The following is an 18,770-nucleotide window of genomic DNA, read 5'->3' on the forward strand; positions in this document are numbered from 1 at the left end:
GTACCGAGCGAGGGCCGTGTGCCCGCCCCGGCCGGGGCGGGCACACGGCCCTCGCGGCGTTCCCGTGCCCGCGCCCGTCCCGGTGCCCGGCCCCTCGACTCGAAAAGTCTGGCGAATCACCCCAGACTGGTCGAAGCGTGTTGTTCCGGCTACTCACGGGGAGGAGGTACGGGCATGCGCCTCGCGATACCCCGCGGGTTCGCCGCGTTCGCCTCGGTCGCCGTTCTGCTCACCGGGTTCGCCGTCGCCGCCGAGGTGCGCGCCGCCCCCGCCCCGGCCGAGGAGCTCCCCGCCACCGCCCGGGCCGCGCCCGCTCCCGTGGGCCCGCCGGGGGAGGAGCCGGAGAACTTCGGCGCCTCCTGCCGGACCGTCGTCGAGGGCTCCCGCGTCACCGCCCACTGCAGCAACCCGTACCCCCGCACCGACCGCGTCCGGCTCCACGTCGAGTGCGACCGCTGGTGGGACCTGGACATTGACAGCGCCCCGGTCGACGTCGACCCCGCCGCCCACGCGCGGGTGACCGCCCGCTGCTGGAAGGAGGTCCGGGCCGCGTGGATCACCCACGAGCCCGTGGCCGAGCCCCTTCCGCCGCCCGCCGCCGCGCCGGCTCCTCCGGCTCCGGCTCCTCCGGCTCCGGCCTCCGCAGGCACATGAAGGGGTAGCCGGCCGCCTCCGTCGCGGCCCGCTCGCCGTCGCCGTCCCTGATCGCGTCCACGAGCCGCGCGTGGTCCATGTGGTTCTCCGGCTGCAGCTCCCGTCCGACGTCGTCGCGCAGCCACTCCCGCAGCAGATCGCCGAGGTCCGCGTACAGCTCGGTGAGCACCTCGTTCCCCGACGCGGCGACGACCGCGTGGTGGAAGGCGGCGTCGGCCGTCACGAACCGCTCGGCGTCCCCGGAGTCCCAGGCCTCCTCGCGCCGCAGCAGCAGCGCGTCCAATTGCTTCAGGTCCCGCTCCGTCCGCCGCCCCGCCGCCAGCCGGGCCGCGGAGGACTCCAGGGTCGAGCGCAGTTCGGCGACGTGCCGGGGGTCGGAGCCGGAGAACCGCCGGTGCATGACCCCTGCCAGCTCGCTCGTCGCGATGACGTAGGTGCCGGAGCCCTGGCGGATGTCCAGAAGCCCGTTGTGGGCGAGCGCCCGCACCGCCTCGCGCACGGTGTTGCGGGCCACGCCCAGCTGCTCCACGAGCTCGGGCTCGGTGGGGATGCGCGAGCCGACCGGCCACTCGCCCGAGGTGATCTGGTTCCGCAGCTCGGCGATCACCTGATCGGAGAGTCCCGTACGCCGAGGGTGGCCGAGGGCCATGGAGCACCGTCCCATTCGTTCGAGATTGGACAACCAATCATCCCATGATTCTATGATGGTCCTATGTCAGACGAGCCGAAGACCCTCGACCCCGCCGCCGCGCGGCGGGCCCGCACCACCACCGACGCCGGGGATTCTCCCGTACGGGCCGGGGCGCCCCGGACCGCCGCCCCGCCCCGCTGGACCCTCGGCGTCGTCACCCTCGGCCTCGTCCTCGCCGCGCTGAACCTGCGCCCCGCGATCACCAGCCTCGGCGCCCTCCTCGAAGAGGTCAGCGCGGGCCTCCACATGAGCGGCACCGTCGCCGGAGTCCTCACCTCCGTGCCCCCGCTCTGCTTCGCGGTCTTCGGCATCACCGCCCCGCGGCTCGCCCGCCGCTTCGGCCCGGCCGCCGTCGTCTGCGCCGGCATGGCCGCGATCCTCACCGGGCTCGTGCTGCGCCCCTTCGCCTCCGGCACCGTCGCCTTCCTCGCCGCCAGCGCGCTCGCCCTCGTCGGCATCGCCGTCAGCAACGTCCTGATGCCCGTCATCGTCAAGCGCTACTTCCCCGACCGCATCGGCACGATGACCGGCCTCTACTCCATGGCCCTCGCGCTCGGCACCTCCGTCGCCGCCGCCGCGACCGTCCCGCTGACCGACGCCCTCGGCGGCGACTGGCGCCTCGGCCTCGGCGTCTGGGCCGCGCTCGCCGCCCTCGCCGTGCTGCCCTGGATCCCGCTGGTACGCGACCGGGACCGGGCGCGCGAAGCGGCGACCGTGCCGCCCGCGCGGACCCCGGCCCGGACCACGGCCGAGTCCGACGAGACGGCCGAGAGCAAGGCCGCGCCCGGCGAGGCGGCCCGGAGCGGGGAGAAGACTCCCGCACCCCGGATCACCCGCAGCCGTACCGCCTGGGCGCTCGGCGTCTTCTTCGGCCTCCAGGCCACCGGCGCGTACATCACCATGGGCTGGATGCCGCAGATCTTCCGCGACGCGGGCGTCCCCGCCTCCACCGCGGGCGTGCTCCTCGCCGTCACCATGGTCATGGGCGTCCCGCTCGCCTTCGTCATCCCCCGGCTCGCGACCCGGATGAGGAACCAGGGCCCCATCGCCGTCGGCCTCGCCCTCTGCGGTCTCGCCGGCTACACCGGCCTCTTCTTCGCCCCCGCCGCCGGGGCCTGGGCCTGGGCCGTGCTCCTCGGCGTCTCCAACTGCTCCTTCCCGCTGGCCCTGACCATGATCGGCATGCGCTCGCGGACCGGCGCGGGCGTCGTCCGGCTCTCCGCCTTCGCGCAGAGCGTCGGCTATCTGATCTCCATCCCCGGCCCCCTCCTCGTCGGCGTGCTCTACCAGCACTCCGGCGGCTGGGGCGTCCCGATCGCGCTCATGGGCGGACTGCTCGTCCCCCAGATGATCATGGGGACACTCGCGGGACGGGACCGGACCGTCGAGGACGAGTGCTGAGATGCGAGACTGCTCCCATGCCAGTCCTCGAACCCAATCCCCAGAACGGCCAGAAGAAGCTGCTGCTCGTGCTCGGCGCGATGCTCGGCATCTCGGTGGTCATCGCTGTCATCGCCACCGTCGCCTCGCCCTGACCACCTGACGCGCAAGCCCCCGGGGCGCAAGCCCGCGACGCGGAAGCCCACGAGGTGGGGCTAACCCCCCGTCCCCTAGGGGGCGGGTATCAGGGTCATCTGGGTGGATCACCGGATGGGCCGCGGCCCCCGCGCTCCGTACGGTGAAGACACCGCGGAGATGCGGGACCCGACCACCCCCGGAGGCGGCCATGGCGGCGCGTACCCCCACCGGCATACGGACCGTGCCGACCGGCGTCGACACCCGGCTGCCCTGGTGGGCGCTCGCCCTCCCGGTGGCCGCCTTCACCGTCCTGCTGCTCCTCGTGGCGGGGCCGGGAGAGGCCCACGCCACCTCCGGTGACCTGGGGGTCGACCGCGTCCTCCAGCAGATCCGGCAAACGCTCGCTCTCTGAGCCGACGGACCCCGTTTCGTGCGAAGCTGTGGACCATGAGCGTCGAAACACCCCGCAGGATCGTGCTGCTCCGGCACGCGAAGGCAGACTGGCCCCAGGTGTCCGACCACGAGCGCCCGCTCGCCGATCGCGGACGCACGGACGCCCCCGTGGCCGGCCGCAGGCTCGCCGAGACCGGCATCCGCTTCGACCTGGCCCTCTGTTCGACCGCCGTACGGACCCGGGAGACCTGGAAGCTCGCCGTGCCGGAACTGGCCGAGCGCCCCAGGACCGTCTACGAGGAGCGGCTGTACGAGGCCTCGCTCGGCGAGCTCATCGCCCTGCTCAACGAGGTCCCGGAGGACGTCGACAACCTCCTCGTCGTCGGCCACAACCCCGGCATGCACGCGCTGGCGGACGCCCTCGCGGGCCAGGCGGAGGGTGACACCCTGGCGCGGATGCACCGCAGCGGCTTCCCCACCTCGGCCTTCGCCGTCGTCTCCTTCGCCGGACCCTGGAAGTCGCTGGAGCACGGCGTCGGCCGGCTCGTCGACTTCTGGACCCCGCACCCCTGACCCGTACGCGAAAGGGCCCGGCCGTCTCCCGACGACCGGGCCCTCTCCCTGTCCGGGGCGACCGGGCTCAGTGCAGCAGCTCCTCGCCGCCGTCCGCGGCCTCGACCTCCTCGCGCGTGATGCCGAGCAGGTACAGCACCGTGTCGAGGAACGGCACGTTCACCGCCGTGTCGGCGGCCTTGCGCACCACGGGCTTGGCGTTGAACGCCACGCCGAGGCCGGCGGCGTTCAGCATGTCCAGGTCGTTCGCCCCGTCGCCGATCGCCACGGTCTGCGCCAGCGGCACACCCGCCTCCGCCGCGAACCGGCGCAGCAGCCGTGCCTTGCCCGCCCGGTCCACGACCTCCCCGGTCACCCGGCCGGTCAGCTTCCCGTCGACGATCTCCAGGGTGTTCGCCTGGGCGAAGTCGAGACCCAGCTTCTCCTTCAGGTCGTCCGTGACCTGAGTGAAGCCGCCGGAGACCACGCCGACCTGGTAGCCGAGCCGCTTGAGCGTACGGATCAGGGTCCGGGCGCCCGGCGTCAGCCGCACCTCGGAGCGGACCTTGTCCACCACCGAGGCGTCCAGACCGGCCAGCAGCGCCACCCGCGCGTGCAGCGACTGCTCGAAGTCCAGCTCGCCCCGCATCGCCGCCTCGGTCACCTCGGCGACCTTGTCCTCGCACCCGGCGTGGGCCGCGAACAGCTCGATGACCTCGTCCTGGATGAGCGTCGAGTCGACGTCCATGACGACGAGCCGCTGGGCCCGGCGGTGCAGCCCGGCGGAGACCACGGCCACGTCGACCCCGATGCTGTGCGCCTCGGTCGCGAGCGCCGTCCGCAGCGGCTCGGTCTCGCAGCCCGAGACGGCGAACTCGACCGCCGTCACCGGGTACTTCGCCAGCCGGAAGATGCGGTCGATGTTGCCGCCGGTCCCGGCGATGGTGGCCGTTATGGCCGCCGTCTGCTCCGCGGTCAGCGGGTGGCCGAGCACGGTCACGTGCGAGCGGCCGCTGCCGCGCGGCCGGTTGTCGCCCGTACCGGAGATGATCTCCGCCTGGAGCTTCAGGGACTCGGCCCAGCTGTGGACGGTTGCCCGCAGCTCGCCGGCCGGGGCGACGGTCGGCTCCGTGACGAGCGCGCACAGGACGAGACGGCCGCGGGACACGACCTGTTCGATGTCCACGACGTCGACGGAGAAGGCGGCGAGGGTGTCGAAGAGTCCGGCGGTGATCCCGGGACGGTCCTTCCCGAAGATCTTGACGAGAAGGGTGGGAACGTCTGAGGTCTGCGATGCGCTCATGGTGGTTCCACCGTATCGGGCACCGCGCACCCCCAGAGCCCCCGTCCCGCCCTGCGGACACCCGAGTCGCCGCAGGCCGCCCCGAAGGTCTTCACACGGCCCGACTTTCCGAGACGGGACCGGGCCTGAAATAGTTCCCCAGGATGATTCGCCATCCCTGGACTCCCGAAGACGGGGGTGCATCGGGGGACAAGTAGTGGGGCATGGAGTGCCAGAACTCGTACTGGAATTGAACGGCAGGACCTGGACGCTCGATCCGTCCCGGTCGTACACCCTGGGCAGGGACCCGCAGGGTGACCTGGTCATCGACGACGGCAGGGTCTCGTGGCGCCACGCCACCCTCAGCTGGGGAGGGCGGAGCTGGGTCATCGAGGACCACGGCTCCACGAACGGCACCTTCGTGCAGGGCCAACGGATCCACCAGCTGGAGATCGGCCCCGGCACGGCCGTCCACCTGGGCAACGCCACCGACGGCCCGCGGCTGAATCTCACCGCCGGCGCCGCCGCCGCGCCCCAGCAGCAGGCCCCGGCCCACCAGGCCCAGGCCCACGCCCACCAGGCACCGGCCCACCAGGCCGCCGGCCAGGCCGACTGGGCCACGCACCAGGCGCCCCCGCAGCAGCAGGGCTGGCCGCAGCAGGGCGGACACGCCCCCGCGCACCAGCAGGTCCCGCACCAGCAGGTCCCGCACCAGCAGGGCGGCCCCGTCGAGCAGCTCGCGCAGAAGGTCCCGGCCACCGGCGGAGCGGCGGGCGCCTCCTCGGCGTACGCCGACCGCAGCCCCACCACCTTCCACCAGCTGGCCCTCGGCCACGTCATGCGCATCGGCCGCGCGCTCGAGAACGAGCTGGTCGTCTCCGACCTCCAGGTCTCGCGCCACCACGCCGAGTTCCACGCGACGCCCGACGGCCGCTTCGAGATCCGCGACCTCGGCTCGCACAACGGCACCTACGTCAACGGCCAGCCGATCGCCAAGGGCGGCACCGCCCTCCTCGGCCCGCAGGACATCGTCGGCGTCGGCCACTCGACCTTCCGGATCGTCGGCGGCCAGCTCGAGGAGTTCGTCGACACCGGCTCCGTCTCCTTCTCGGCCCGCCACCTCACGGTCACCGTCGACGGCGGCAAGCAGATCCTCAAGGACGTCACCTTCGGCGTCCCCGAGAAGTCGCTCATCGGCGTCATCGGCCCCTCCGGCTCCGGCAAGTCGACCCTCCTCAAGGCGCTCACCGGCTACCGGCCCGCCAACGAGGGCGACGTCCTCTACGACAACCGCAGCCTCTACAAGCAGTTCGCCGAGCTGCGCCAGCGCATCGGTCTGGTCCCGCAGGACGACATCCTCCACAAGGAGCTGACCGTCCAGAAGGCGCTGCGCTACGCCGCCAAGCTCCGCTTCCCCGGCGACACCGCCACCGCCGAGCGCGAGGCCCGCATCGACGAGGTGCTGCGCGAGCTGAAGCTCGACATCCACAAGGAGAAGAAGGTCACCTCCCTCTCCGGTGGCCAGCGCAAGCGCGTCTCCGTCGCCCTGGAGCTCCTCACCAAGCCCTCGCTGATCTTCCTGGACGAGCCGACCTCCGGCCTCGACCCGGGCATGGACCGCGACGTCATGCAGCTGCTGCGCGGTCTCGCCGACGACGGCCGCACGGTCCTCGTCGTCACCCACTCGGTGGCCGAGCTCGGCCTGTGCGACAAGCTCCTCGTCATGGCGCCCGGCGGCTCGGTGGCGTACTTCGGCCCGCCGGACGAGGCGCTGAACTTCTTCGGCTACTCCACCTGGGCCGACGTCTTCTCCGCCTTCGAGAACTACCGCGACTACGACTGGGCCGGCCGCTGGAAGGGCTCGCAGCACTACCAGCTGTACGCCGCCGACATCGACGCCGTCGCCGCCCAGCCCGTCCAGATGCCGCAGCAGGCCATGGCCCGCCCGCCCAAGCCGCAGGGCTGGGGCTCGCAGCTGTGGACCCTGATGCGCCGGTACGTCTCGGTGATCGCCTCCGACAAGGGCTTCATGGCCCTGATGGTGATCCTGCCCGCGGTCCTCGGCGCGGTCTCGGTGGTCATCCCGGCCGACTTCGGCCTGGGCTCCCCGAAGCCGCCGTCCCGCTTCAACGGCGACGCGGGCACGATCATGCTGATCCTCGCGGTCGGCATGTGCTTCTCCGGCGCCGCCAACTCCGTACGCGAGCTGATCAAGGAACGGGTCATCTACGAGCGCGAGCGGGCGACCGGCCTGTCCCGCTCGGCGTACCTCATGTCCAAGGTCGTCGTCCTCGGCCTCATCACGGCCTTCCAGGGCGTCATCATCTGCGGCATCGGCTTCGCCACCCGCGAGCTGCCCGCCGAGGGCCTGTTCATGCCGCCGGCCGTGGAGCTCTGCCTCCAGGTCATCGCGCTCGGCCTCACCTCGATGATGTTCGGCCTGGTGATCTCCGCGCTGGTGAAGACCGCCGAGAAGACCATGCCGCTGCTGGTCATGTTCGCGATCATCCAGGTCGTCTTCACCGGCATCCTCTTCCAGGTCTACGGCTCGCCCGGCCTGGAGCAGTTCGCCTGGCTGATGCCCTCCCGCTGGGGCATCGCGGGCGCCGGCACCACGCTCGACCTGGCCCGCCTGATGCCGCCGTGGGACCCCAAGAACCCCACCGACACCGACCCGCTCTGGGAGCACACCGCCGCCCAGTGGGGCATCGACATCGGCGTCCAGCTGCTGATGGCGGTCGTCTGCTGCGTCGTCGTGGCCCGGCTGCTGCGCCGCCACGAGCCCGAGGTCATGCGCAAGTAGCGTCCTCCGCACGACGCCCGAAGGGCGGCACCCGCACGGGGTGCCGCCCTTCGGCGTGCGTACGCCCCGCTCGGGGTCAGTACGCGCTGTTGACGTTGTCGATCGAGCCGTAGCGGTCGGCCGCGTAGTTGGCGGCGGCGACGATGTTGGCGACCGGGTCGTACTGGTCGAACGCGGTGCCCGGCACGTGGTACGCCTTGAAGGTCGGGTAGATGACCTGGAGCAGACCCTTGGACGGGACGCCGTTGATGGCGTTGATGTCCCAGTTGTTGATCGCGCGCGGGTTGCCGCTGGACTCGCGCATGATGTTCTTGTGCAGGCCGTGGTACGTGCCCGGGATGTCGTGCTTGTCCATGATGTAGAGCGCCTCGCGGATCCAGCCGTCGAGGTTGTTCGCGAAGACCGGCGTGCGGGCGGCGGCACGGCTCGCGGCCGCCTTCTCCGCGGCACGCTTCTTCGCGGCGGCCTTCGCCTTCGCCTCGGCCTTGGCACGGGCCTCGGCCTTCGCGCGGGCCTCCGCCTTCGCCTTGGCCTCGGCCTTGGCCTTCGCGGCCGCCTTCGCCTTGGCCTCCGCGGCGGCCTTCGCCTTCGCCTCGGCCTCCTGCTTCGCCTTCAGGCCGACGGTGGTCTGCTGCTCGGTGACGCTGGCCGCCAGGGCCTTCGCCTGCGGGCTGTTCGCGTCGTACGACCAGGCGACCTGCTGCGTGCCGGACAGGGCCTGGGGCTCCACCTCGGTGCCGCCGTTGCCGGGCACCAGGGTGAGGGTGAGCGCCGCGGCGCCCAGAGCGGCGACGCCGGCGATCGTGGCCTTGTGGGTCTTCTTCAGACCACGACTGTGGCCAGGGGTGTTCGCAGACATGCGGGCTACCTCTTCGAATCGCTGGGGGTCGTCGCGGGGCCGGGGCGGCGCTGCGCCTGCTCGGCGGCGACGGGGGCAATTCTTAGCGGCCGCAAAATGGCGTGGCAAAGGTGTGACGTACGATCCCGGGTAGTGGATCAGGGGCTCGCGCACCCGCCGCCGAACGCCCCCCGCATCCCGCCCACACCGCCCTGACCCGGACTTTCCGACTCCACTAAGCGGCTTCGTAAGTGACCTGGGTCCTATGCGCGGGCTCACATCGGCCGCGTAACGAACTCACCCCGAGTTGCGCCAGCAATGCGCAGAGTGAGCCTCCTCCTCCTCCGGTACGAGACCCCCGCCCGGGCCCTCCGACCTAGGTCGCGGGACCCCCGTCCCGGCCGTCCCCGGGCGGATACGCACCGTCACACCCCGCCGGTACGGTGAACCCATGAGCCATCGACCGAGCTCCGGCCTGGCCGCCGTGAGCACCGCCCTCCTGGCGATGAGCCGCCACCTGGAGGTGCGCGACGTCCTCAAGACGATCGTGGTCTCCGCCCGCGAGCTGCTCGACGCCGAGTACGCGGCCCTGGGCGTCCCCGACGACCACGGCGGCTTCGCCCAGTTCGTCGTCGACGGAGTCAGCGACGACCAGTGGAAGGCGATCGGCCCCCTGCCCCGCCAGCACGGCATCCTCGCCTCGATGCTCCACACGGCGGAGCCCGAGCGCCTCGCCGACGTCCGCGAGGACCCCCGCTTCGAGGGCTGGCCCGAGGCCCACCCCGAGATGTCCGACTTCCTCGGCCTGCCCGTCAAGGACGGCGACGAGATCCTCGGCGCCCTCTTCCTCGCCAACAAGCGCTGCCCCCGCCCCACCGGCACCTGCGGCTTCACCGCGGAGGACGAGGAACTGCTCGGCATCCTCGCCCAGCACGCCGCGATCGCCCTCACCAACGCCCGGCTCTACGAGCGCAGCCGCGAACTCACCATCGTCGAGGAGCGCTCCCGGCTCGCCCACGAGCTGCACGACGCCGTGAGCCAGAAGCTCTTCTCCCTCCGCCTCACCGCCCAGGCCGCCGCCGCCCTCGTCGACCGCGACCCCGCCCGCGCCAAGGGCGAACTCCAGCAGGTCGCCGCCCTCGCCGCCGAGGCCGCCGACGAACTGCGCGCCGCCGTCGTCGAGCTCCGCCCCGCCGCCCTCGACGAGGACGGCCTCGTCCACACCCTCCGCACCCAGATCCAGGTCCTGGACCGCGCCCACACCGCCCGCGTCCTCTTCGACAGCACCGGCGTCCGGGCCCTGCCCGCCGCCCAGGAGGAAGCGGTCCTGCGGGTCTCCCAGGAAGCCCTGCACAACGCCCTGCGCCACGCCGACGCCGGGCTTGTCAGCGTCTCCCTCACCCGCGCGGGCCAGGGAGCGCGCCTCACCGTCACCGACGACGGCCGGGGCTTCGACCCCCGCACGGTCCGCACCGCCGGACGCCACCTGGGCCTGGTCTCCATGCGCGACCGGGCGAGCGGCGTCGGCGGCCGGCTCACCGTGACCTCGGCACCCGGCGAGGGCACGACGATCGAGATGGAGGTCCCCGGTGGCTGACAAGCCCGTCCGCGTCCTGCTCGTCGACGACCACCAGGTCGTCCGGCGCGGCCTGCGCACCTTCCTGGAGGTGCAGGACGACATAGAGGTCGTGGGCGAGGCCGCCGACGGCGCCGAGGGCGTCGCCCGCGCCGAGGAGCTCCGCCCCGACGTCGTCCTCATGGACGTGAAGATGCCCGGCACGGACGGCATCGAGGCGCTCAAGCGGCTCCGCGCGCTCGCCAACCCGGCCAGGGTCCTGATCGTCACCAGCTTCACCGAGCAGCGCACGGTCGTCCCCGCGCTCCGCGCCGGCGCCTCCGGCTACGTCTACAAGGACATCGATCCCGACGCCCTCGCCGGCGCCATCCGCTCCGTCCACGCCGGCCACGTCCTCCTCCAGCCCGAGGTCGCCGAAGCCCTCCTCGCCCAGGACGACCCCCAGGGCGGCGGTACGGGACGGGGCACGACGCTCACGGAACGGGAGCGCGAGGTGCTCGCCCTCATCGCCGACGGCCGCTCCAACCGGGAGATCGCCCGCGCCCTCGTCCTCTCCGAGAAGACGGTCAAGACCCACGTCTCGAACATCCTGATGAAACTCGACCTGGCGGACCGCACCCAGGCGGCCCTCTGGGCGGTACGGCACGGCCTCACGGGCTGACGCGCCCCTCCCGCGCGACCGGCGCACGACCGTTCAGTCCTTCATACCGTCGTGTGGATGTCCCCCGTTCGGCGTAACCCCACGGGGGTGACGGCGTTCTCCAGGGCGTGCTGCGGCGGACCGGCCGCAGCGATGACCAGGAGGATGTACCCAGTGAAGAACCTCAAGAAGGCCGCCGCCCTCACCATGATCGCGGGCGGCATCGTCGCCGCCGGCGCGGGTGCCGCCTCCGCCCACGGCGCCGAGGCCACGGGCAAGGCCCTCAACTCGCCGGGCGTCGGCTCCGGCAACCTGGTGCAGGTCCCGGTCCACGTCCCCGTGAACGCCTCCGGCAACACGATCAACGTGATCGGCCTGCTGAACCCGGCCTTCGGCAACCACGCCCTCAACGCCTGACCGGCACCCCCAGCGCTCGGCCCCCGGACGATCCCACCGGGGGCCGACCCCTTTCACCACGACGTACAGGGGGCTCAGAACCCCCGCTCGCGCTCCCTCTCCTCCACGTACGCGTTGTACGCGGCGACCTGGGCCCGCCGCGCCACCCGCTCCACCGGCCGCAGCGCCTCCCCCCGCGCCGCCATCTCCGAGGAACTCACCGCCCCGCCGTGCCCGTGGTCGTACGCCAGGTCCATCAGCAGCCCGATGCGCTGCGCCAGCTCCAGGACCCGCACCGCACGCGGCGGATACCCCGGGGCCAGCACCTCGCGGCCCACCTCCGCCCGTGCCCTGTACGCCTCCCGCGCCGCCTCCGCCGCCGGACCCGACGCCGCCACGTCGAGCCGCGTCAGCACCGTGGTCGCCTCCCGCAGCGCCTCCGCCAGCTCCCGCTCCGCCTCCCCGAGGGAGGGCACGTCGGCCGGCGGCGCCTCCCGCACCGCCAGACAGTGCCAGACCACCGACACGTGCACGTCGCCCGAGGGCCCCGCCTCCGCGACCTCCGGCACCAGACCGTACGGCGCGCCGAAGCCGACCACCGCCTCCTCCGCCTCCAGCGCCCGCGCGTTGAACTCCGGCGGACCGCTCAGCCCCAGCGGATGCCCCGGAGCGGGCAGCGCCACCCGCCACCCGGTGACCCCGAGCCGCCGCAGCCGGCCGAGCGCGAGCGTCAGCCCCACCGGCCCCGGCTCACCCGGCAGCCCCTCCACGCGGTGCACCGCGTCCTCCCCGACAATGGCCAGCGCCGCCTCGTCCGGCGACACCGCCCCGGCCAGCAGGGCGTTGCCCCAGGCGGCCAGGCGTCCTGAGCGTGGTTCCGAAAGCATCCCCCCAGAGTAGGGACTCAAAGGAAGCCCTAGGGACGGGCCCGCTCCGCCGATAACGTAGGTTTTCCCCTGGACGCCGCGCCCATCGGCGCAAGGCGACGACCCGACTCGACCGCAAGGGGAGACAACGCGCTCATGAGCGATGTACTGGAGCTGGTGGACGTATCCGTGGTCCGCGACGGACGGGCTCTGGTGGACGAGGTCTCCTGGTCGGTCAAGGAAGGCGAGCGCTGGGTCATCCTCGGCCCCAACGGCGCCGGCAAGACGACCCTGCTGAACATCGCCTCCAGCTACCTCTTCCCCACCAAGGGCAGCACCACGATCCTCGGCGAGCGGCTCGGCGGCGTCGACGTCTTCGACCTCCGCCCCCGCATCGGCATGGCCGGCATCGCCATGGCCGAGAAGCTCCCCAAGCGCCAGACCGTCCTCCAGACCGTCCTCACCGCCGCGTACGGCATGACCGCCACCTGGCACGAGGGCTACGACCCGGTCGACGAGGAGCGCGCCAAGGCCTTCCTCGACCGCCTCGGCATGAGCGACTACCTGGACCGTAAGTTCGGCACCCTCTCCGAGGGAGAGCGCAAGCGCACCCTCATCGCCCGCGCGATGATGACCGACCCCGAGCTCCTCCTCCTCGACGAGCCCGCCGCCGGTCTCGACCTCGGCGGCCGCGAGGACCTGGTCCGCCGTCTCGGCCGCCTCGCCCGCGACCCGTACGCGCCCTCCATGGTCATGGTCACCCACCACGTCGAGGAGATCGCGCCCGGCTTCACCCACGTCCTGATGATCCGTCAGGGCAAGGTGCTCGCCGCAGGCCCCATGGAGACCGAGCTCACCTCCCGCAACCTCTCCCTCTGCTTCGGCCTCCCGCTCCTCGTCGAGCGCGTCGGCGACCGCTGGACCGCCCACGGCCTCCCCCTGAAGTGACCGGCCGGGCACCGGCGGACCCGCACAGCCCGCCCGCGCCCTGTCCCGGAGCAGCCCCACCGCCCTACCATGACCACGTGGACATCGACGCGTGGGTCTGGTGGCTGATCGGCGCGGTGGGGCTCGGCATTCCGCTGGTCCTGACCGCGATGCCGGAGTTCGGCATGTTCTCGGTCGGCGCGGTCGCGGGGGCGGTGACCGCCGCCCTCGGCTTCGGCGTCGTCCCCCAGGTGCTCGTCTTCGCCGTCGTCTCCGTGGCCCTCGTCGCCGTGGTCCGCCCGATCGCCGCACGTCATCGCGGCGACCGGGCCGGCACCGCCACCGGCGTCGACGCCCTGAAGGGCCGTCAGGCCCTCGTCCTGGAACGGGTCGACGCCCACGGCGGCCGCATCAAGCTCAACGGCGAGATCTGGTCCGCCCGCGCGCTCGACACCGGCCAGACCTTCGAACCGGGCGAACAGGTCGACGTCGTCGACATCGACGGGGCCACCGCCGTCGTCATGTGACCGAACCTCACCCATGACGCTCCGCCATCTGGGAAACTCGATCATCGAAAGCGATCCGGAAGTCAACCGGCAGCGAAGGGCACGGGGAACACGATGTCAGCAGTCATCATCGTCCTGATCATTCTGGTGGTGCTCGTCTTCATCGCCCTGATCAAGACGATCCAGGTCATCCCGCAGGCGAGCGCGGCGATCGTGGAGCGCTTCGGCCGCTACACCCGCACGCTCAACGCCGGACTGAACATCGTCGTCCCGTTCATCGACTCGATCCGCAACCGGATCGACCTCCGCGAGCAGGTCGTCCCCTTCCCGCCGCAGCCGGTGATCACCCAGGACAACCTCGTCGTCAACATCGACACCGTCATCTACTACCAGGTGACCGACGCGAGGGCCGCCACGTACGAGGTCGCCAGCTACATCCAGGCCATCGAGCAGCTCACCGTCACCACCCTCCGCAACATCATCGGCGGCATGGACCTGGAGCGGACCCTCACCTCCCGCGAGGAGATCAACGCCGCCCTCCGCGGCGTCCTCGACGAGGCCACCGGCAAGTGGGGCATCCGCGTCAACCGCGTCGAGCTCAAGGCGATCGAGCCGCCGACCTCCATCCAGGACTCGATGGAGAAGCAGATGCGCGCCGAGCGCGACAAGCGCGCCGCCATCCTCACCGCCGAGGGAACCCGCCAGTCCGCGATCCTCACCGCCGAGGGCGAGAAGCAGTCGCAGATCCTCCGCGCCGAGGGCGAGGCCAAGGCCGCCGCCCTGCGCGCCGAGGGCGAGGCCCAGGCCGTCCGCACCGTCTTCGAGGCCATCCACGCCGGCGACCCGGACCAGAAGCTGCTCTCGTACCAGTACCTCCAGATGCTCCCGAAGATCGCCGAGGGCGACGCCAACAAGCTCTGGATCGTCCCCAGCGAGATCGGCGACGCCCTCAAGGGCCTCTCCGGCGCCTTCGGCAACGTCGCTCCGGGCGTCCCCGGCTTCAACACCAAGGACAAGGCGCCCGAACGCCGAGAAGAACCCACCGTTGACTGACACGTACACGTAATCCGTGCATGATCGGTGGCGAGCCCCTCGACCCTGCCGCTCGCGGGGCGGGGAGGCGAACCACTGACCATGTAAGGAGATGGCGTTGTCCATCTGGGAAGCACTGGCGGTCTTCGCCGCCGGCATCGGCGCCGGCACGATCAACACCATCGTCGGATCGGGCACCCTGATCACCTTCCCGGTCCTCCTCGCGACCGGACTCCCCCCGATCACCGCGAACGTCTCCAACGCCCTGGGCCTCGTCCCGGGCTCCGTCAGCGGAGCCATCGGCTACCGCCGCGAACTCAAGGGCCAGACCGCCCGCGTCCTCCGCCTCGGCACCGCCGCCCTCCTCGGCGGCCTCATCGGCGCGATCCTGCTCCTCGCCCTCCCCTCGGACGCCTTCGACGCGATCGTCCCGATCCTCATCGCCCTCGCGCTCGTCCTCGTCCTGCTCCAGCCCCGCATCGCCGCCGCCGTCAAGCGCCGCCGCGAACGGGCCGGCACCACCGCCCACCCCGACGGCGGCCCCGTCCTCCTCGGCGGCCTCTTCCTCGCGAGCATGTACGGCGGCTACTTCGGCGCCGCCCAGGGCGTCCTCTACCTCTCCCTCATGGGCCTGCTGCTCCACGACGACCTGCAACGGATCAACGCCGTCAAGAACATCCTCGGCGCCCTCGTCAACGGCGTCGCCGCCGTCTTCTTCCTCTTCGTCGCCGACTTCGACTGGACCGCCGTCCTCCTCATCGCCGTCGGCTCCACCATCGGCGGCCAGATCGGCGCCAAGGTCGGCCGCAGGCTGCCGCCCACCGTCCTGCGCGGAGTGATCATCGCGGTCGGCATCGTCGCCATCCTCCAGCTCACCCTCAACTGACCCCGCACACCGGAGGAGCCCGCCACCCCAAGGGGGAGACGGGCTCCTCGACGGTACGGTCCCGGCACTACGCGGCCGTGTTCGCGAGCCACTCCGGCAGCTCCGAACGCTCACCGGCCCTCATCGCGAGCAGCATCGCGTCCGCCGGAGTCGGTACGAACGGCTGGAACAGCAGCGGCATCCCCGCCTGCTCCGGCGTCCGGTCGGCCTTGCGGTGGTTGTCCTCCGCACAGGAAGCGACCGTATTCAGCCAGCTGTCCCCACCACCCTGCGCCCGCGGCACCACATGGTCCACCGTGGTCGCCCGCTTCCCGCAGTACGCGCACCGGTGCTGGTCCCTGACCAGCACACCCCGCCTCGACCACGGCGCCTGTCTTCGGAACGGCACCCGGACGTACCGGCAGAGCCTGATCACCCGGGGCATCGGCAGATCGACCGCGGCACCGCGCACCCGCAGATCGGGATGGGCCTGCTCGACGACGGCCTTGTCCTGAAGGACAAGCACCACCGCACGGTTGAGTGTGACCGTCGACAGCGGCTCGAAGCTCGCGTTGAGTACCAGCGTGTCCCGCATGTTGCCCACCTCCCGTGTGCCGGCCCAACGCCCCCCTGCGGGGTTTCGGGCTTGGATCAACGATGGCCGGGCCGGCCGGGTCGGACAACGCAATTTCCCTGCGCAACAAAAGATGCCCGCTTCTGATCTCTCCAAGACCAGAAGCGGGCAAACAACAAACGAACGATCAGCCTTGCGCCGGAGCGGCGTACTCACCGATCAGCTGGGCACGCCCCAGCGTGTGGAACCGCAGGTTGAACCCGACGGCCGCGGGCGAGGCGTCGCCGTCCGGCCCGAGCTTCTCCTGGTCCACCGCGTACACCGTGAACACGTACCGGTGCGCCGGGTCCCCGGCCGGCGGAGCGGCACCGCCGAAGTCCTTCGACCCGTAGTCGTTCCGCGCGTGCACGGCACCGGCCGGCAGCCCCTCGAACGCACCGGACCCGACACCGGCGGGCAGCTCCGTCACGGACGCCGGGATGTCGAACAGCACCCAGTGCCAAAAACCGCTGCCCGTCGGGGCGTCCGGATCGAAGCAGGTGACCGCGAAGCTCTTCGTCTCCGCCGGGAACCCCTCCCACCGCAGGTGCGGAGAGAGGTTCCCCTCCGCGTACACCTGCGCGTCCTTCAGGACCCCGCCCGGCGCGACGTCGTCGCTCACCACGGTGAACGCCGCCACCGGCGGATGGAAGTCGTGGGGGAGCGGCGCCCTCTTGCCCTCGGACACGTCGAGTACCTCCGAATCGTCCGTCAACGCTGACGCTGCCGAGCCTAGAGGGTGTCTAGAGCCAGTTGCGGCGGCCGCCGACCTCGGCGAGCCACTGGTTCAGGTAGGCCGCCCAGTCGGTGGTGTGGAAGTCGTTCAGACCCACCTTGAACGCCCGGAAGGAGTCGCTGCCCTCACCGAACAGACCCGGCTTCTTGTCCATCTCCAGCACGACGTCCATCTCGTTCTCGTCGGCGACGAAGCTGACCTCGACCTGGTTGAGGCCCCGGTACTGCTGCGGCGCGAAGAACTCGATCTCCTGGTAGAAGGGCAGCCGCTGCCGCGTCCCCCGGATGTGACCGCGCTCCATGTCGGCGCTCTTGAAGCGGAAGCCCAGCTGGATGAAGGCGTCCAGGATCGCCTGCTGCGCCGGCAGCGGGTGCACGTTGATCGGGTCGAGGTCTCCCGAGTCCACGGCCCGCGCGATCTCCAGCTCCGTCGTCACGCCGATGTTCATCCCGCGCAGCTGCTGCCCCGCGACCGAGGTGACCGGTGTCTCCCACGGGATCTCCAGACCGAACGGCACCACGTGCACCGCCCCGGCCTTCACCTCGAACGCCCCACCGAGCCGCACCTTCACGAACTCGATGTCCTGCCTGTGCTCCTGGTCGCCGCCCTCGACCTCGACACGCGCCTGCAGCCCGACGGACAGCCCCTCGATCTGCTGGTCGACGTTGCCGCCCTGGATCCGCACCTCGCCCTGCACGACACCACCGGGAACCACGTTCTCCTCAGTGAGCACCGTCTCCACGGTCGCCCCACCGGCACCCAGGCTCGCCAGCAGCTTCTTGAACCCCATGACTGTCACTCCTTCTCTGTCCTGACCCCTACATACGCGCCACGACCGTAGCGGGTTCCCGCACGGACCCCGTTACCCTCGGACGCCATGAGCGAGAGCCCCGACCGTACGCCGCTCCCGAGGACCTTCTTCGAGCGCCCGGTACTGGAGGTAGCCCCCGACCTCCTCGGCCGCACACTCGTGCGCACCCAAGGAGACGACCGCATCGAACTGCGCCTCACGGAAGTGGAGGCGTACGCCGGCGCCATCGACCCCGGCTCGCACGCCTTCCGCGGCCGCACGGCACGGAACGCCGTCATGTTCGGCCCGCCCGGTCACGCGTACGTCTACTTCACGTACGGCATGTGGCACTGCCTGAACATGGTGTGCGGCCCCGAGGGGGAGGCGAGCGGGGTCCTGCTGCGTGCCGGCGAGATCCTGAAGGGCGCCGAGCTCGCCCGCCCGCGCCGCCGCTCGGCCCGCTCCGACCGGGAACTCGCCAAGGGCCCGGCCCGGCTCGCCACGGCCCTGGACGTCCCCGGCTCCCTCAACGGCACCGACGTCTGCGCGGGCCCCGACGCCCCGCTCTCCCTGCTCACCGGCACCCCGCCGCCCCGGTCCCGGATCCGCACGGGCCCCCGCACCGGAGTCGGCGGCGACGGCGCCCCGCACCCCTGGCGCTTCTGGATCGAGGACGACCCGACGGTGAGCCCGTACCGCCCCCACGTGCCCCGAAAGAGACGCCTTGACTCGACCAGGACGAGCGACTAACGTGGCCCGAGCCGCTTGAGACGGTCTGTCCGTTCGGACACCCCGTCAGCGGCCATCCACTACCTTCGATCGAATCCCTGGGCGGGGCTCCTTTCGGCATGCCGAAAGGAGATTCGACCGACTCGATTATGAGTCGCCAAGGAAATCGGTTAACGTGGTGGCAACGCCGAAATGCGAAAGGCAGCCAACAGGCCACCGGAAACAAATTCCGAACCGGAAACGGAGCGGAAAAGGATCTGGTAAGGTTGGAAACGAAGGAAGCGCCCGGAGGGCCTGGAAACAGGAACGAAGGAAGCGTCCGCACCTTGAGAACTCAACAGCGTGCCAAAAATCAACGCCAGA

General features: G+C 71.5%; 22 protein-coding genes. 14 read left to right on the plus strand and 8 right to left on the minus strand.

Features of this window, described 5'->3' with window-relative positions; translation table 11 throughout:
• Positions 1–174: 174 nt before the first annotated feature.
• Entirely contained in the window at positions 175–654 is a 480-nt protein-coding gene (locus tag ACWDVG_RS30410) for a hypothetical protein (protein WP_451703975.1), read from the plus strand.
• Here the strand turns inward: ACWDVG_RS30410 and ACWDVG_RS30415 are convergent.
• On the minus strand, positions 557–1,303 hold the full coding sequence (locus ACWDVG_RS30415; protein ID WP_451704010.1) for a FadR/GntR family transcriptional regulator: 747 nt from the start codon (positions 1,301–1,303) through the stop codon (positions 557–559). The two genes, ACWDVG_RS30410 and ACWDVG_RS30415, sit on opposite strands and share 98 nt — an antisense overlap.
• Before the next feature lie 63 nt (positions 1,304–1,366).
• Between ACWDVG_RS30415 and ACWDVG_RS30420 the strand changes: the two genes are divergently transcribed.
• From ACWDVG_RS30420 to ACWDVG_RS30435, 4 genes are all read left to right on the plus strand, one after another.
• The gene (locus tag ACWDVG_RS30420; protein ID WP_451703977.1) at positions 1,367–2,746 is read left to right on the plus strand and encodes a CynX/NimT family MFS transporter; all 1,380 of its coding nucleotides are present in this window, start codon (positions 1,367–1,369) and stop codon (positions 2,744–2,746) included.
• Between the two features lie 17 nt (positions 2,747–2,763).
• On the plus strand, positions 2,764–2,880 hold the full coding sequence (locus tag ACWDVG_RS30425) for an SGM_5486 family transporter-associated protein (protein ID WP_451703978.1): 117 nt from the start codon (positions 2,764–2,766) through the stop codon (positions 2,878–2,880).
• Between the two features lie 191 nt (positions 2,881–3,071).
• The gene (locus ACWDVG_RS30430; protein ID WP_451703979.1) at positions 3,072–3,275 is read left to right on the plus strand and encodes a hypothetical protein; all 204 of its coding nucleotides are present in this window, start codon (positions 3,072–3,074) and stop codon (positions 3,273–3,275) included.
• A 35-nt stretch (positions 3,276–3,310) separates the two neighbouring features.
• A complete protein-coding gene (locus ACWDVG_RS30435) occupies positions 3,311–3,829 on the plus strand; it encodes a SixA phosphatase family protein (protein WP_451703981.1) in 519 nt (172 codons plus the stop codon).
• A gap of 67 nt (positions 3,830–3,896) precedes the next feature.
• Here the strand turns inward: ACWDVG_RS30435 and serB are convergent, their stop codons facing one another.
• On the minus strand, positions 3,897–5,111 hold the full coding sequence (serB, locus tag ACWDVG_RS30440; protein ID WP_451703983.1) for a phosphoserine phosphatase SerB: 1,215 nt from the start codon (positions 5,109–5,111) through the stop codon (positions 3,897–3,899).
• A gap of 196 nt (positions 5,112–5,307) precedes the next feature.
• Between serB and ACWDVG_RS30445 the strand changes: the two genes are divergently transcribed.
• Complete coding sequence (locus ACWDVG_RS30445) at positions 5,308–7,893, plus strand: FHA domain-containing protein (protein ID WP_451703984.1); 2,586 nt, start codon at positions 5,308–5,310, stop codon at positions 7,891–7,893.
• Positions 7,894–7,969: 76 nt separating this feature from the next.
• Here the strand turns inward: ACWDVG_RS30445 and ACWDVG_RS30450 are convergent, their stop codons facing one another.
• Positions 7,970–8,752, minus strand: a complete 783-nt coding sequence (locus tag ACWDVG_RS30450) for a transglycosylase SLT domain-containing protein (RefSeq protein ID WP_451703986.1) — start codon at positions 8,750–8,752, stop codon at positions 7,970–7,972.
• Positions 8,753–9,182: 430 nt separating this feature from the next.
• Here ACWDVG_RS30450 and ACWDVG_RS30455 point away from each other — a divergent pair, with 430 nt between their 5' ends.
• The 3 genes from ACWDVG_RS30455 to ACWDVG_RS30465 all read left to right on the plus strand — a co-directional run bounded on the left by ACWDVG_RS30455 (position 9,183) and on the right by ACWDVG_RS30465 (position 11,364).
• The gene (locus ACWDVG_RS30455) at positions 9,183–10,328 is read left to right on the plus strand and encodes a GAF domain-containing sensor histidine kinase (protein WP_451703988.1); all 1,146 of its coding nucleotides are present in this window, start codon (positions 9,183–9,185) and stop codon (positions 10,326–10,328) included.
• On the plus strand, positions 10,321–10,968 hold the full coding sequence (locus ACWDVG_RS30460) for a response regulator (protein WP_451703990.1): 648 nt from the start codon (positions 10,321–10,323) through the stop codon (positions 10,966–10,968). Before ACWDVG_RS30455 ends, ACWDVG_RS30460 begins: the two co-directional genes overlap by 8 nt.
• A 153-nt stretch (positions 10,969–11,121) precedes the next feature.
• A complete protein-coding gene (locus ACWDVG_RS30465; protein ID WP_451703991.1) occupies positions 11,122–11,364 on the plus strand; it encodes a chaplin in 243 nt (80 codons plus the stop codon).
• 74 nt (positions 11,365–11,438) lie between these two features.
• Here the strand turns inward: ACWDVG_RS30465 and ACWDVG_RS30470 are convergent, their stop codons facing one another.
• Positions 11,439–12,230 (minus strand): hypothetical protein, encoded by a 792-nt coding sequence (locus tag ACWDVG_RS30470; protein WP_451703993.1) that lies wholly within the window; start codon positions 12,228–12,230, stop codon positions 11,439–11,441.
• A 135-nt stretch (positions 12,231–12,365) separates the two neighbouring features.
• Between ACWDVG_RS30470 and ACWDVG_RS30475 the strand changes: the two genes are divergently transcribed.
• From ACWDVG_RS30475 to ACWDVG_RS30490, 4 genes are all read left to right on the plus strand, one after another.
• On the plus strand, positions 12,366–13,157 hold the full coding sequence (locus ACWDVG_RS30475) for an ABC transporter ATP-binding protein (RefSeq protein WP_451703995.1): 792 nt from the start codon (positions 12,366–12,368) through the stop codon (positions 13,155–13,157).
• Between the two features lie 77 nt (positions 13,158–13,234).
• Positions 13,235–13,663, plus strand: coding sequence for an NfeD family protein (locus ACWDVG_RS30480; RefSeq protein WP_451703997.1), 429 nt, complete (start codon positions 13,235–13,237; stop codon positions 13,661–13,663).
• Positions 13,664–13,756: 93 nt separating this feature from the next.
• Positions 13,757–14,695, plus strand: a complete 939-nt coding sequence (locus ACWDVG_RS30485; protein ID WP_451703999.1) for an SPFH domain-containing protein — start codon at positions 13,757–13,759, stop codon at positions 14,693–14,695.
• Positions 14,696–14,786: 91 nt separating this feature from the next.
• On the plus strand, positions 14,787–15,560 hold the full coding sequence (locus tag ACWDVG_RS30490; RefSeq protein WP_451704001.1) for a sulfite exporter TauE/SafE family protein: 774 nt from the start codon (positions 14,787–14,789) through the stop codon (positions 15,558–15,560).
• Positions 15,561–15,627: 67 nt separating this feature from the next.
• Here the strand turns inward: ACWDVG_RS30490 and ACWDVG_RS30495 are convergent, their stop codons facing one another.
• The 3 genes from ACWDVG_RS30495 to ACWDVG_RS30505 form a co-directional block, all read right to left on the minus strand.
• Complete coding sequence (locus ACWDVG_RS30495; protein WP_451704003.1) at positions 15,628–16,134, minus strand: HNH endonuclease; 507 nt, start codon at positions 16,132–16,134, stop codon at positions 15,628–15,630.
• 166 nt (positions 16,135–16,300) lie between these two features.
• Positions 16,301–16,840 (minus strand): YbhB/YbcL family Raf kinase inhibitor-like protein, encoded by a 540-nt coding sequence (locus ACWDVG_RS30500; RefSeq protein WP_451704005.1) that lies wholly within the window; start codon positions 16,838–16,840, stop codon positions 16,301–16,303.
• A 55-nt stretch (positions 16,841–16,895) separates the two neighbouring features.
• Entirely contained in the window at positions 16,896–17,678 is a 783-nt protein-coding gene (locus ACWDVG_RS30505; protein ID WP_451704006.1) for a sporulation protein, read from the minus strand.
• Between the two features lie 87 nt (positions 17,679–17,765).
• Between ACWDVG_RS30505 and ACWDVG_RS30510 the strand changes: the two genes are divergently transcribed.
• The gene (locus ACWDVG_RS30510; protein WP_451704007.1) at positions 17,766–18,428 is read left to right on the plus strand and encodes a DNA-3-methyladenine glycosylase; all 663 of its coding nucleotides are present in this window, start codon (positions 17,766–17,768) and stop codon (positions 18,426–18,428) included.
• Between the two features lie 149 nt (positions 18,429–18,577).
• Here the strand turns inward: ACWDVG_RS30510 and ACWDVG_RS30515 are convergent.
• Positions 18,578–18,770: hypothetical protein (locus ACWDVG_RS30515; RefSeq protein WP_451704008.1), on the minus strand; the 193-nt coding region annotated here is incomplete at its 5' end.

Source organism: Streptomyces sp. NPDC003327, from assembly GCF_053589515.1.

Coding starts and splice junctions, on each gene's coding strand:
- ACWDVG_RS30410 (WP_451703975.1), top strand. CDS start 175: ATGCGCCTCGCGATACCCCGCGGGTTCGCCGCGTTCGCCTCGGTCGCC.
- ACWDVG_RS30415 (WP_451704010.1), bottom strand. CDS start 1,303: ATGGCCCTCGGCCACCCTCGGCGTACGGGACTCTCCGATCAGGTGATC.
- ACWDVG_RS30420 (WP_451703977.1), top strand. CDS start 1,367: ATGTCAGACGAGCCGAAGACCCTCGACCCCGCCGCCGCGCGGCGGGCC.
- ACWDVG_RS30425 (WP_451703978.1), top strand. CDS start 2,764: ATGCCAGTCCTCGAACCCAATCCCCAGAACGGCCAGAAGAAGCTGCTG.
- ACWDVG_RS30430 (WP_451703979.1), top strand. CDS start 3,072: ATGGCGGCGCGTACCCCCACCGGCATACGGACCGTGCCGACCGGCGTC.
- ACWDVG_RS30435 (WP_451703981.1), top strand. CDS start 3,311: ATGAGCGTCGAAACACCCCGCAGGATCGTGCTGCTCCGGCACGCGAAG.
- serB (WP_451703983.1), bottom strand. CDS start 5,111: ATGAGCGCATCGCAGACCTCAGACGTTCCCACCCTTCTCGTCAAGATC.
- ACWDVG_RS30450 (WP_451703986.1), bottom strand. CDS start 8,752: ATGTCTGCGAACACCCCTGGCCACAGTCGTGGTCTGAAGAAGACCCAC.
- ACWDVG_RS30455 (WP_451703988.1), top strand. CDS start 9,183: ATGAGCCATCGACCGAGCTCCGGCCTGGCCGCCGTGAGCACCGCCCTC.
- ACWDVG_RS30470 (WP_451703993.1), bottom strand. CDS start 12,230: ATGCTTTCGGAACCACGCTCAGGACGCCTGGCCGCCTGGGGCAACGCC.
- ACWDVG_RS30475 (WP_451703995.1), top strand. CDS start 12,366: ATGAGCGATGTACTGGAGCTGGTGGACGTATCCGTGGTCCGCGACGGA.
- ACWDVG_RS30485 (WP_451703999.1), top strand. CDS start 13,757: ATGTCAGCAGTCATCATCGTCCTGATCATTCTGGTGGTGCTCGTCTTC.
- ACWDVG_RS30490 (WP_451704001.1), top strand. CDS start 14,787: ATGGCGTTGTCCATCTGGGAAGCACTGGCGGTCTTCGCCGCCGGCATC.
- ACWDVG_RS30495 (WP_451704003.1), bottom strand. CDS start 16,134: ATGCGGGACACGCTGGTACTCAACGCGAGCTTCGAGCCGCTGTCGACG.
- ACWDVG_RS30505 (WP_451704006.1), bottom strand. CDS start 17,678: ATGGGGTTCAAGAAGCTGCTGGCGAGCCTGGGTGCCGGTGGGGCGACC.
- ACWDVG_RS30510 (WP_451704007.1), top strand. CDS start 17,766: ATGAGCGAGAGCCCCGACCGTACGCCGCTCCCGAGGACCTTCTTCGAG.